Here is a 12369-nt window from a genome sequence, read left to right as displayed (position 1 = left end):
TTCTTCGTGTTCCTATAACGAAGCAACCGGGAAGGTAAGTCCGGCGGAGAGGAAAGCCTTTAGCCGCTACGACGCCACTGCCGCCACCTGCGGCGTCATGGACTGGATCTTGTGCGCCAGATCGGCGGCGCGGTACGGCTTGTAGAGAAGGTCGATCTCCTCGACGAGCTCCGAATCCTCCACATAGCCCGTCGTCAACAGAACCCGGACCGCCGGATACTTCTTCTTGATCAGGCCCGCGAGATCGACGCCGCTGAGCTTTCCGGGCATCCGCACATCGCTCAGGACGAGCTGGAATTCGCAGCTGTTCTTCAGAAGGTCGGCCGCCTCATCCGCCGACTCGGACTCGGTCACGGTGAATCCAAGGGACTTGAGGGTCGAAACCGCAACCTGCCTGACGTCCGAATTGTCCTCGACCACGAGGACGGCCTCGCCTTGACCGAAGGGAAGCATGTCCATGGTTCGGGCATTGCTGCCAGGGCAGGCGACGGGATCGTGTGACCGCGGCAGGAAGAGCCGGATGGTCGTGCCCTGGTCCGGGGCGCTGTCGACCTCGATATGGCCGTTCGATTGCTGGACGAAGCCATAGACCATGCTCAGTCCGAGACCTGTCCCCTTCCCGCTTTCCTTCGTGGTGAAGAAGGGCTCGAAGACGCGCTCCAGAACGTGGGGCGGCATGCCGACACCCGTATCGGCAACCGAGATCACCACGTAGTCGCCCGGCTGTGCGGCTCCTTCGACAGTCCGGTTCTCGATATGGATCTTGAGTCCGCCGCCATTGGGCATGGCGTCGCGCGCGTTGACCGCGAGGTTGAGGAGGGCCGCCTCGAGCTGGGCGCGATCCACGTGGATCGGCCAGACGTCCTCGGGACCGGTGAGCTCGATGCGGATGTTCTCGCCCAAGGTCCGGTGCATGAGCTCCAGAAGGCCCGGCATGACCGCGGCGACGCTGATGGTCGCCGCCTGAAGCGGCTGACGCCGCGAGAAGGCAAGAAGGCGATGGGTCAGATCGGCGCAGCGCTGTGCGCCCTCCAGCGCCATCTTCACCCGTTTCTGCGCGCGCTCGTTCCCCTTCAGCGATTTCTGCAGAAGATCGAGGTTGCCGATGACGACGCTCAGCATGTTGTTGAAATCGTGCGCGATGCCGCCGGTGAGCCGGCCGACGGCCTCGAGCTTGCTCGCATGCAGCAGGTTCTGCTCCAGCTGCTTCCGCTCCGTAATGTCGAACCACATCCCGAAGATCTCGCGCGGATTGTCGTCGTCGTCGCGAATGATGATGGTGTGGTCCAGAAAGTGCCGGTCGGTGTTGTCGGCGCAGCGCCAGCGATATTCCAGGGACACGGATCCGAGATCGCGCAGATCCCGCAGCTGCGAGAACACGCGCTCCTGATCCTCCGGGTGGACCCGGGACGACCAGAAATCCTCCCGGTCGAGGAAGGCCTGCTTGTCGAAGCCCGTGATGGCCGAGATGCTGTCGTTCGTGAAGTGCAGGCGCCGGTGATCCTCCTGAAGGGAGGCCGTGAACAGGGCGATCGGCAGCGACTTCAGGATGATCGACTGATGCTCCTCGCGCCGGCGCAGCATCTGCTCGGTCTTCAGCTTCTCGCTGCGGACCTGCAGGTTTTCCAGAAGAAGACGGCGCTCCTCCTCGCCCTGCCTGCGGATCTCCTCGGTCTTGCGGTGAAGATCGACGAAGATGTCGACCTTCGATTTCAGGATCAGCGGCTCGATGGGCTTGAACACATAATCGACCGCGCCCGCGCTGTAGCCGCGGAAGATGTGCAGGTCGTCCTTGTTGAAGGCGGTGAGAAAGATGATCGGCACCCGCGACGAGCGGGCCCTCGCGCGGATCATCCCGGCAACCTCGTAGCCGTCGATGTGCGGCATCTGCACGTCGAGGAGGATCACGGCGAAATCCTCCTTCAGGACATGCCGGAGCGCGGCCTCTCCCGACTCGGCGGTCACGATCTCCACTTCCGGCGCCTGCAGCATCTCCCTGACGGCCAGGAGGTTGCGCGGATCGTCGTCCACCACCAGGATCTTGGCCGTGACCGGCTGAGGATCCACGTGGGGAAGCAGACCCTCAGGCCAGAACGTCGGTTCCACCGGGCCGTTAGGCTTCCTCATAGGTGCAGACCATTCATCGCCGCCCCAGGCCTGCTCGGCCTGTAGGTGCTGTTCGTGAGCTGGATCCGGAGGACCGCCAGGAGCTGGTCCATGTCCACCGGCTTGGAGACATAGTCGGTCGCGCCGGAGGCGAGGCACTTCTCGCGGTCTCCCTTCATGGCCTTGGCCGTGACCGCGATCAGAGGCAGGCTCTGGTATTCGGGCAGCTTCCGGATCTCCTGCATGGTTTCGAAGCCGTCCATTTCCGGCATCATGATGTCGACCAGCATGACATCCACATCAGGAGTATTCTTCAGCATTTCGATGCCTTCGCGCCCATTCTCGGCGAACACGACGTTCATTCCATGCTGCTCCAATGCGCTTGTCAGCGAGAAGATATTGCGGACGTCGTCATCGACAATAAGCACCTTTCGTCCTTGCAGGGACGCCTCGCTGGGCCGCTCCAGCCTGATCGGCTGAAGCTCGGCGTTTTCAGCGCTATCTGTGATCGCCTTGTGAAGAAACAAGGTGGTCTCGCTGAGAAGTTTCTCGGGAGCGCCGCTGCCCTTGAGGATGATGGTCGAGGCGATGCTCTCCAGGCGGCTTTCCTCCACCTTGGTCAGTTCGAGGCCGGTATAGACGATGACCGGCAGCTCTTCCCCACCCCGGATGCTGCGGATGCGCTCGATGAGCTCCGCCCCCGGCATGTCGGGAAGGCCGAGGTCGATGATGGCGCAATCGAACCGCTTCGCCTCGATGGCCTCCAGGGCTGCCTCGCCCGTGCCCATATCCGTGACCTCGACGTCGCCGTCCTGCAGGAGCGCGACCATGCTCTTGCGCTGATTGGCGTCGTCCTCCACCAGGAGAAGGCTCTTCACGGGATGGTCGATGAACTCCCTGGTCCGGGCTAGGGCCTTCATCAGGGCATCCCGGTCGACCGGCTTCTCGAGGAAGCCGAAGGCTCCGGCCCTCAGGCCCCGCTTCTTCTGATCGTCCACCGAAATGACGTGGATCGGCACGTGGCGGGTGCGCGGATCGTGCTTGAGCAGATCGAGCAGCGCCCATCCGTCCATGTCGGGAAGACCGATGTCGAGGGTAATCGCGTGCGGCTTGTAGCGGTGGGCCAAGGCCAGGGCCGTGGCGCCGTCGTTGGCGATCAGACCCTTGATGCCCTGTTCGCGGGCGAGCTCCAGCAGGACCGATGCGAACATGGCATCGTCCTCGATGATGAGCACCACGTGGTCACCCTGCGAAATTGCATGGCGATCGTCCGAGAAGGCGGTCAGGGCACTCGGCATCGCAGGCCGGTTGAAGGTGCCGTCCGCGCTGCTCGTCCGAGGATCGGCGTCCGCGCCGACGGGCGCCTGGAGCGGCAGGAACAGGGTGAAGGTCGAGCCTCTTCCGGGCTCGCTCGACAGCACGATCTCGCCGCCCAGCAGCCTGGCGATTTCGCGGCTGATGGCGAGGCCGAGACCCGTTCCGCCATAGCGCCGGCTCGTGGTTCCGTCCGCCTGCTGGAAGGCCTCGAAGATGATGCGCTGTTTGTCCTCGGGAATCCCGATGCCGGTATCGACGACCGAAAGCGCAATCCAGTCGCTGCCGGCCCGCAGCGGCGAGCCCTCGGCGGAGCCGATCTTGAGGGTCACGCCCCCCTGCTCCGTGAACTTGAATGCGTTCGAGAGCAGATTCCGCAGGACCTGCTGCAACCGCTTCGTATCCGTGCGGATCGTGGCAGGCAGCTCGGGATCGAGGACGATGCTGAAATCGATCTCGTTCTCGATGGCCACCTGCCGGAAGGTTCGCTCCATATTGTCCGCAAGTTCCTGGAAGTTCACGTTGGTGAGTTCCAGGCTGACCGTGCCCGACTCGATCTTCGACAGGTCGAGGATGTCGTTGATGAGCGCGAGCAGATCCGAACCCGCCGCATGGATCGTCTTGGCGAATTCGCGCTGCTTCTCGGTGAGGTTCCCGTCCGGGTTCTCGGTGAGAAGCTTCGACAGGATGAGAAGGCTGTTCAGGGGCGTGCGCAGCTCGTGGCTCATGTTGGCCAGGAACTGGGACTTGTAGCGGGAGGTCAGCGAGAGCTGCTCCGCCTTGTCCTCCAGAGCCGACTTCGCATGCGAGACCTCGAGGTTCTTGTTCTCGACCTCCTTCTTCTGGATTTCGAGCAGGCGCGCCTTTTCTTCCAGCTCCTCGTTCGTCTGGCGCAGGGCATCCTGCTGCTGGCGCAGAAGCTCTTCCGACTGGCGCAGGGTCGCAGCCTGCTGCTCCAGTCGGTCGTTCGTCTTCTTGAGTTCTTCCTGCTGGCTCTGGAGCTCGCTGGTGAGGAGCTGCGACTGCTTGAGCAGGCCTTCCGTGCGCATGTTGGCCGCGATCGTGTTGAGCACGATGCCGATGGACTCGGTGAGCTGATCGAGGAAGGACTGGTGCGTTTCGCTGAAGCGGCTGAAGGAGGCCAGCTCGATCACCGCCTTCACCTCCTGCTCGAACAGGACGGGGAGCACGATGATGTTGAGCGGCGGCGCCTCGCCGAGTGCCGAGCTGATCGTGATGTAGTCGCCGGGAACCTGCGTGAGGAGAATGCGCTTCTTCTCGTAGGCGACCTGGCCCACGATGCCTTCGCGGAGGCGGAACCGGTTGGCCAGGCTCTTGCGCTCGGTGTGAGCGTAGGATGCGGTGAGTTCGAGCACTGGCTCCCCGCCATCGGCGCTCACGGTGTAGAACACGCCACGCTGCGCATTCACCAGAGGGGCGATCTCCGACAGGATGAGGTTCGACACCATGCCGAGGTCGCGCTCGCCCTGCAGCATTCGGGTGAATTTGGCCAGGTTCGTCTTGAGCCAATCCTGCTCCGCGTTCTTCTGCGTCGTGTCGCGCAGATTGCGGATCATCTCGTTGATGTTGTCCTTTAGGGCGGCAAGCTCGCCCAGGGCTTCGGCGGTAATCGACCGGGTCAGGTCGCCGCGGGTCACCGCGGTCGCGACCTCCGCAATGGCGCGCACCTGGTTGGTGAGGTTGGCCGCGAGCTGGTTCACGTTGTCCGTCAGATCCCGCCAGAGACCCGAGACGCCTTCCACGCGCGCCTGACCGCCGAGCTTTCCTTCCGTGCCCACCTCCTTCGCGACGCGGGTCACCTCCGAGGCGAAGGAGTTGAGCTGGTCCACCATGGTGTTGATGGTGTTCTTCAGCTCCAGCATCTCGCCCTTCACGTCCACCGTGATCTTCTTGGAGAGATTGCCGTTCGCGACCGCGGTGGTCACATCCGCGATGTTGCGGACCTGGCCGGTGAGGTTCGCGGCCATCATGTTCACGTTGTCGGTGAGATCCTTCCAGGTGCCGGCGACGCCTTGCACCTGGGCCTGCCCGCCGAGCTTTCCTTCCGTGCCCACTTCGCGGGCCACGCGGGTCACCTCGGACGCGAAGGAGTTGAGCTGATCCACCATGGTGTTGATGGTGTTCTTCAGCTCCAGCATCTCGCCCTTCACGTCCACCGTGATCTTCTTGGAGAGATTGCCGTTCGCCACTGCCGTGGTCACGTCCGCGATGTTGCGGACCTGGCCGGTGAGGTTCGCGGCCATCATGTTCACGTTGTCGGTCAGGTCCTTCCAGGTGCCGCCGACGCCCTTCACCTGAGCCTGACCGCCGAGCTTTCCTTCGGAGCCCACTTCGCGGGCCACGCGGGTCACCTCGGACGCGAAGGAGTTGAGCTGGTCCACCATGGTGTTGATGGTCGATTTCAGCTCCAGCATCTCGCCTTCGACCACGACGGTGATCTTCTTCGACAGGTCGCCCGTGGCGACGGCCGTCACGACCTCGGCGATGCCGCGCACTTGGCCGGTCAGGTTCGCGGCCATGAGGTTCACGTTGTCGGTGAGGTCCTTCCAGGTACCGCCGACGCCCTTCACCTGCGCCTGACCGCCGAGCTTTCCTTCGGAGCCCACCTCCTTCGCGACGCGGGTCACCTCCGAGGCGAAGGAGTTGAGCTGGTCCACCATGGTGTTGATGGTGTTCTTCAGCTCGAGAAGCTCGCCCTTCACGTCCACCGTGATCTTCTTGGACAGGTCGCCGTTCGCGACCGCGGTGGTCACGTCCGCGATGTTACGGACCTGGCCGGTGAGGTTGGCCGCCATGAGGTTCACGTTGTCGGTCAAGCCCTTCCAGACGCCGCCGACGCCCTTCACCTGGGCCTGCCCGCCGAGCTTTCCTTCCGTGCCCACTTCGCGCGCCACGCGGGTCACCTCGGACGCGAAGGAGTTGAGCTGGTCCACCATGGTGTTGATGGTCGATTTCAGCTCCAGCAGCTCGCCCTTCACATCCACCGTGATCTTTTTCGACAGATCGCCGTTCGCGACGGCCGTGGTGACATCCGCGATGTTACGGACCTGGCCGGTCAGGTTGGCGGCCATCATGTTCACGTTGTCGGTCAGGTCCTTCCAGGTGCCGCCGACGCCTTCCACGCGTGCCTGACCGCCGAGTTTGCCCTCCGAGCCCACCTCCTTCGCGACGCGGGTCACTTCCGAGGCGAAGGAGTTGAGCTGGTCCACCATGGTGTTGATGGTGTTCTTCAGCTCCAGCATCTCACCTTTCACGTCCACGGTGATCTTCTTCGACAGGTCGCCCGTGGCGACGGCCGTGGTCACCTCGGCGATGTTGCGGACCTGGCCGGTGAGGTTGGCCGCCATCATGTTCACGTTGTCGGTGAGGTCGCGCCAAAGACCGGCGGCTCCCGGCACGCGGGCCTGACCGCCGAGCTTGCCCTCGATTCCCACCTCGCGGGCGACGTTCGTCACCTGATCGGCGAAGGTCGCGAGCGTCTCGATCATGCTGTTGATCGTATCGGCCAGAGCGGCGATTTCGCCCTTCGCTTCCACGGTCAGCTTGCGGGTCAGGTTGCCCTCGGCGACCCCTGTCACGACCTCGGCGATGCCGCGCACCTGACCGGTGAGGTTCGCGGCCATCATGTTCACGTTGTCGGTGAGATCCTTCCAGACACCGGCGACGCCCTTCACCTGGGCCTGCCCGCCGAGCTTGCCCTCCGAGCCCACCTCGCGCGCCACACGGGTCACCTCGGAGGAGAAGGAGTTGAGCTGGTCCACCATGGTGTTGATGGTGTTTTTCAGCTCCAGCATCTCGCCCTTCACGTCGACGGTGATCTTCTTGGACAGGTCGCCGTTCGCCACTGCCGTGGTCACGTCCGCGATGTTGCGGACCTGGCCGGTGAGGTTCGCGGCCATCATGTTCACGTTGTCGGTCAGGTCCTTCCAGGTGCCGGCGACGCCCTTCACCTGCGCCTGCCCCCCGAGCTTGCCCTCGGTACCGACCTCGCGGGCCACGCGGGTCACCTCGGAGGCGAACGAGTTGAGCTGGCCGACCATGGTGTTGACCACCTTGCCGATGCGCAGGAACTCGCCGCGCAGGGGCCGCCCTTGGATTTCGAGCTGCATGGCCTGGGTGAGGTCGCCCTTGGCCACGGCTCCGATGACGCGAGCCACCTCCGTCGTCGGCTGGACCAGATCGCCGATCATCGAGTTGACGGATTCGATGCAGTCGCTCCAGCAGCCCCGGGCCGCCGGAAGCTTGCCGCGCTCGCCGATCTGCCCCTCCTTACCCACGACCTTGGACATCCGGTCCAGTTCCTGGGTCAGCCCCTGGTTCAGCTCCACGACGTCGTTGAAGGCCTCGGCGATTTCGCCGTCGACCCCGGTGAGGTCGAGCGGAAGCCGGACGGAGAAATCTCCTTTTCGGAAGGATCTCAGAGCCTTGAGAAGCACCTTACGGTCAAGCTGGGAAGCGGTGGTCTCGGTCTGTGGCATGGTCCCCCCGTACGAGCACTCGTATCTGAACAATAAAGAGGCAGGATTTCTTCTTCCCACTGGTCATGGAAAAGACCTGTCATGGCAAGCGATAACAGAAATGCCGCCTCCAGCACTCATTTGGCTTGGTAAATAATAGTGCCGTTTTCGGAGTCTAGGAGAGGCACCGAAATACCGCACGATACGTTATTTTATACAATTCGATGACTTGAAATCGCCCAAGCATGACCTAGCGGACCTGAACGCAGCCTGACCCCCGCCATAGAAGCCGAAGGGCCGTCAGCGCGAGCGGCAAACGAGATCGACGATTTTCATGGAGGGATGGCGCACCCGACACGATTCGAACGTGTGACCTTTGCCTTCGGAGGGCAACGCTCTATCCAGCTGAGCTACGGGTGCTTGAGGCAATAACCTGACGACTCCACTACCCGATTAGCGCCCCAAGAGCAACCTCTGACCGCGGCATGAAATGAGGAATGGCGGAACGGCAGCCGTGCCGGAGCCTGTCCGTTCGCAGGCAGCGCGCCGACCTTCGTCAATCGCCGTGCATATGCACGTGTCTCATGAAAGAAATTTACGTATTCCAGCCGCTCATGAATAGGAATACTGACTTATACGTTCGTAAATATCCGTATCTTGTAAAGCTTTTGGGGTGAATATAGGATTTCCCCATCGACATTTGGCGGGACGACTGGGCTACTCGCTTTGGCACTGCCGGGCGCACGTTGCTTCTCTCTACCAATATCGACTAACGGGCGGACGCCGCCCACGTGCAAACGACAGTGAAAGGGACGCCCATGGCTACCGGAACCGTGAAGTGGTACAATGAAACCAAGGGCTACGGCTTCATCCAGCCGGACAACGGCGGCAAGGACGTGTTCGTCCATGCGACCGCTCTCGAGCGGGCTGGCATGCGTGGCCTGCGCGAGGGTCAGAAGCTCTCCTACGAGCTTCAGGCAGACCAGCGCACCGGCAGGGAATCCGCCGTCAACCTGAAGACCGACTGATCCCGAGAACGGAACCGGCGCAAGGCATGCCTTGCGCCGATCGTGAGAGCCGCCCCGCCGGGCGGCTTTTTGCTGGGCCGCGCACCCTCGGCCGGGTCAGCGGCGGCTCGTGCGCGAGGGCTTCCGCGTCCGCGGCGGAAGGACCGTGACCGTGATCTTCTTGGAGCGCAGCAGCGGCTTGAAGGGCCTGTGCTCCGCATCGCCCAGGACGAGTTGCAGCGTGTGCTTGCCCGGAGGAAGCTCGAGACGGGTCTCCGTCTGCCCGGAGCCGAAATGGAGATGCTGCTTGTCGGTCGGAAGCGGCTCCGTCGGATCGATCTCGTCGGTCACGTCCACGAGGAGATGGTGGTGTCCCATGTTGGGTGTCGTGTCACCGGCGCGGGTCACCCCCATGTTGCGCAGCCCGAACCTGACCGGAAAGGCGCCCCGGATGCGCTGCCCGTCGGCGGGATAGATGATGTAGAGGTGGGCATCGGGCGGAGCCGGCGTCTGTGCCGGCGCGGGCTGCGGAATCCAGCAGGCCCCCGTCAGGACGGCGACGGCTGTGCAAAGCCGGAGGGTGATGCCCATGGTCCTCTCCTCTCATAGGGAGCGCGCGACCCGGAAGCCGTGGGTGGGATATCGCACGCCGCTGTCGTAATAGGCCCGGCTCGCCGACCGGACATAGCTGGCATCGTTGCGCCACGAGCCGCCGCGCAGGACATGCTCACGGCAGTGAGGCTCGCTCCACGCCGAACCGTCCGTGGGAGCGCCCTGATAGTTCGGGTGCCAGCAATCGGCGACCCACTGGGCCACGCTCCCGACCAGGTCGTGAAGTCCGAATTCGTTTGCCGGGAAACTGCCCACGTTGACCGGCTGCCGGGTGTCGTGGGGCTCGCCGCAGCCCTTGCAGTTCGCCATTTTCGGCGCGAGCTTCTCACCCCACCAGTAGCGGCTGGTCGTTCCCGCGCGGGCCGCATATTCCCATTCCGCCTCGCTCGGCAACCGATAGTCCTGGCCCGTGCTCTTGGAGAGCCATGCCACGTATTGCTGCGCATCGTTCCAGCTCAGATTGCGGGCGGGAGCCCTGCTCTCGCCGTCCAGGCTGCGCGAGCAGGCCTTCGCGGCTGCGCAATGATTCCACTCGCCTACCGTGACCGGATAGCGGCCCAGGGCGAAAGGCTCGATCCGAACCGGGTGAACCGGCTTCTCCGACGGATCCTCGTCACTCCCCATACGGAAGCTTCCGCCGGGCAGGCGGACCATTTCGGGACAGCCCTGACAGTCCCGGAAGACCGGCCCGCTGTCAGCAGGCGGGTTCAGAGGCTGCGGCGGGACGATGGCGGCGGTCTGCGTGCCCTCGGCCGGAGCCGCCTCGGGGGGCGTCGGAGGAATGGGGATCGGAAGCGTTCCGCTCAAGGCGGCAGGCGGAGCCGGCAGGCCCGGCAGCGATCCTGCGGCCTGCGGCGGACTGGACGAAGCGGCGGCGAGATCCGTCTGCGCCGCGGCGGCCACGGGGGGCCCCACCGGAGCGGGCCTCGCACCCTCGGCTTCCCGCAGGACCAGCACGGACCAACCCGCGCCGACGGCTCCCAGCAGAGCCATGGCGCCCGCGGCAGTCCATTTCCACCGGCTTCGGGTGGCGCGGGACACGGCTGCCGGATCCGGCAGCACCCGATAGATCCGCACCGGGTCGGTGATGTTCTTGAGCTTCTCGTCGCCGAGGGACTGGTAGCCGCAGACGAGCTTGTTCTTGATCTGCTCGTAGACGCCGCCCGAGATGTAGACACCGCCGGGATCCGCCAGGTTCTCCAGGCGGGCTGCGATGTTGACGCCGTCGCCGTAGATATCGTCCGGATCGACGATGACGTCGCCGAGATTCACCCCGATGCGGTAGCGGATCCACTGCTCCGGCGGAAGCGACATGTTGCGCGCCGCCATGGATTGCTGGATCACGATGGCGCAGCGGACCGCCTCGAGCGGACTGTCGAACATGGCCAGAAAGCCATCTCCGGTGGTCTTGATCACGCGGCCGAAATGCTCGTGGATCGTGGGCTCGATCAGCTCGCGGCGATGCCGCTTGAGGCGGGCGAGGGTACCCTCCTCGTCGAAGCCCATGAGCCGGCTGTAGCCTGCGATGTCGGCGGCGAGGATCGCCGCCAATCGACGTGGGCTGCCGACCACATGCGATGTGCTCTCTCCGGGCATGACAGCTCCCGACGGCACAGTGAAGGCTTGATAAGGTACACCCGTTCGCCCCTCCGGCGCAATCTGCGATCGCAGTCCCGCTTATCCGGACGACACTCGGCCGAGGCCCGGCATCATATTCCTACGAGGCTGCGCCATGGCCCTGCTCCGCGCGCTTGCGCTCGAGGGCCCTGACGCGCTCGCGGTAGGCGGTGTAGAGACCGCTCGCCGCGATGATGCTGGCGCCGAGCGCGGTCCACATGTCCGGCAGGGTGCTGAAGACGAGGTAGCCGAGGGCGCTGGCCCAAAGGAGCTGGACATAGGAGAACGGCGCGATGACGGACGCGTTGGCGTGCCGGTAGGCAAGGATGACCAGCCAGTGCCCGGCGGTGGACAGGATGCCGATGCACAGACCGAAGGCGACCTGCTCCCAGCTCGGAGCAACCCAGGTGAACGGCAGGGCGATGCTCAGCACGACGAGGCCGACGAAGGCGGAATAGGCCAGCGTCGTCAGCGGATGGTCGCGGCCGCTCATCTTGCGCGTCACGACCGCGGACGCGGCCCAGCTCGTGGCGCCGAGGAGCGGCAGGAACGCGGCCGCCTCGAAGGCGCTCGTTCCGGGGCGGATGACGATGACCACGCCCAGGAGGCCGACCGCGGCCGCACTCCACCGCCGCCATCCGACGTCCTCCCCGAGGAACAGGACGGAGAGGGCCATGATCAGGATCGGCGAGATGAAATAGATCGCCGTTGCATCGGCAACCGGCAGGAACGGCAGCCCCGCGGTGAACAGGAGGGAGGACCCCACCATGCCGAGGCCGCGAAGCACCTGGAGGCCAGGACGCTGCGAGCGCAGAATCGTACCGCCGCCGTTCATCAGAAGAGCCGGGATGACCAGGAGCGCAAAGGTGGCATAGCGCAGCCATGCGATCTCGACGGGCGGAAGCGCGGATGCCAGCTCCTTGGTGATCACGTCGGACACCGAAAAGAACACGGTGGAGCCCACCATCAGCAGCGTTCCGCGAAGCTGCGACTCCACGGGCCTGTGGTGAGGCTGCGCCCCTGCTGACGGGGCAGGCGCGGCAAGCTTCGATGCAATGGAGCTGGTCATTGAGGGATGTTTCGAAAAAGGAAGGGGCCCTCGGAGCCCGACAGCGCGACGGCACGCAATTCTCAACTTGCAGTAAGCAGATCTTCGCCCCTGAGGAGAAGCGCAAAGGCGACACCTGCTCCATGTTCTCAGCGAATGGATCAGTTGGCCGCCTGTGCTAGATCTG

General features: G+C 64.1%; 6 protein-coding genes and 1 tRNA gene. 1 reads left to right on the top strand and 6 read right to left on the bottom strand.

What is annotated here, in order from left to right; genetic code table 11:
- Positions 1-66 precede the first annotated feature (66 nt).
- The 3 genes from ACFOYU_RS26590 to ACFOYU_RS26580 all read right to left on the bottom strand — a co-directional run bounded on the left by ACFOYU_RS26590 (position 67) and on the right by ACFOYU_RS26580 (position 8318).
- Positions 67-2067 (bottom strand): response regulator, encoded by a 2001-nt coding sequence (locus ACFOYU_RS26590; RefSeq protein ID WP_226738903.1) that lies wholly within the window; start codon positions 2065-2067, stop codon positions 67-69.
- 56 nt (positions 2068-2123) lie between these two features.
- Positions 2124-7919, bottom strand: coding sequence for a HAMP domain-containing protein (locus ACFOYU_RS26585; protein ID WP_377035856.1), 5796 nt, complete (start codon positions 7917-7919; stop codon positions 2124-2126).
- A 322-nt stretch (positions 7920-8241) separates the two neighbouring features.
- A tRNA-Arg gene (locus ACFOYU_RS26580) sits at positions 8242-8318 on the bottom strand.
- Between the two features lie 398 nt (positions 8319-8716).
- On the opposite strand from ACFOYU_RS26580, the gene ACFOYU_RS26575 reads away from it, so the two are divergent.
- A complete protein-coding gene (locus ACFOYU_RS26575; protein ID WP_377035855.1) occupies positions 8717-8926 on the top strand; it encodes a cold-shock protein in 210 nt (69 codons plus the stop codon).
- A gap of 96 nt (positions 8927-9022) precedes the next feature.
- On the opposite strand, the gene ACFOYU_RS26570 is transcribed toward ACFOYU_RS26575, so the two are convergent.
- The 3 genes from ACFOYU_RS26570 to ACFOYU_RS26560 all read right to left on the bottom strand — a co-directional run bounded on the left by ACFOYU_RS26570 (position 9023) and on the right by ACFOYU_RS26560 (position 12203).
- Positions 9023-9496: a DUF4399 domain-containing protein gene (locus ACFOYU_RS26570; RefSeq protein WP_377035854.1), complete on the bottom strand. Its 474-nt coding sequence runs from the start codon at positions 9494-9496 to the stop codon at positions 9023-9025.
- 12 nt (positions 9497-9508) lie between these two features.
- On the bottom strand, positions 9509-11113 hold the full coding sequence (locus tag ACFOYU_RS26565) for an SUMF1/EgtB/PvdO family nonheme iron enzyme (protein WP_377035853.1): 1605 nt from the start codon (positions 11111-11113) through the stop codon (positions 9509-9511).
- Positions 11114-11234: 121 nt separating this feature from the next.
- Complete coding sequence (locus ACFOYU_RS26560) at positions 11235-12203, bottom strand: DMT family transporter (protein ID WP_377035852.1); 969 nt, start codon at positions 12201-12203, stop codon at positions 11235-11237.
- Positions 12204-12369 lie beyond the last annotated feature (166 nt).

This window comes from Microvirga sp. GCM10011540 (assembly GCF_042650665.1).
Lineage (GTDB): Bacteria > Pseudomonadota > Alphaproteobacteria > Rhizobiales > Beijerinckiaceae > Microvirga > Microvirga lenta.
Note: the sequence above shows the minus strand (reverse complement) of the source record. Positions and strands in the feature narration are given on the sequence as shown.

Coding starts and splice junctions, on each gene's coding strand:
- ACFOYU_RS26585 (WP_377035856.1), bottom strand. CDS start 7,919: ATGCCACAGACCGAGACCACCGCTTCCCAGCTTGACCGTAAGGTGCTT.
- ACFOYU_RS26575 (WP_377035855.1), top strand. CDS start 8,717: ATGGCTACCGGAACCGTGAAGTGGTACAATGAAACCAAGGGCTACGGC.
- ACFOYU_RS26570 (WP_377035854.1), bottom strand. CDS start 9,496: ATGGGCATCACCCTCCGGCTTTGCACAGCCGTCGCCGTCCTGACGGGG.
- ACFOYU_RS26565 (WP_377035853.1), bottom strand. CDS start 11,113: ATGCCCGGAGAGAGCACATCGCATGTGGTCGGCAGCCCACGTCGATTG.
- ACFOYU_RS26560 (WP_377035852.1), bottom strand. CDS start 12,203: ATGACCAGCTCCATTGCATCGAAGCTTGCCGCGCCTGCCCCGTCAGCA.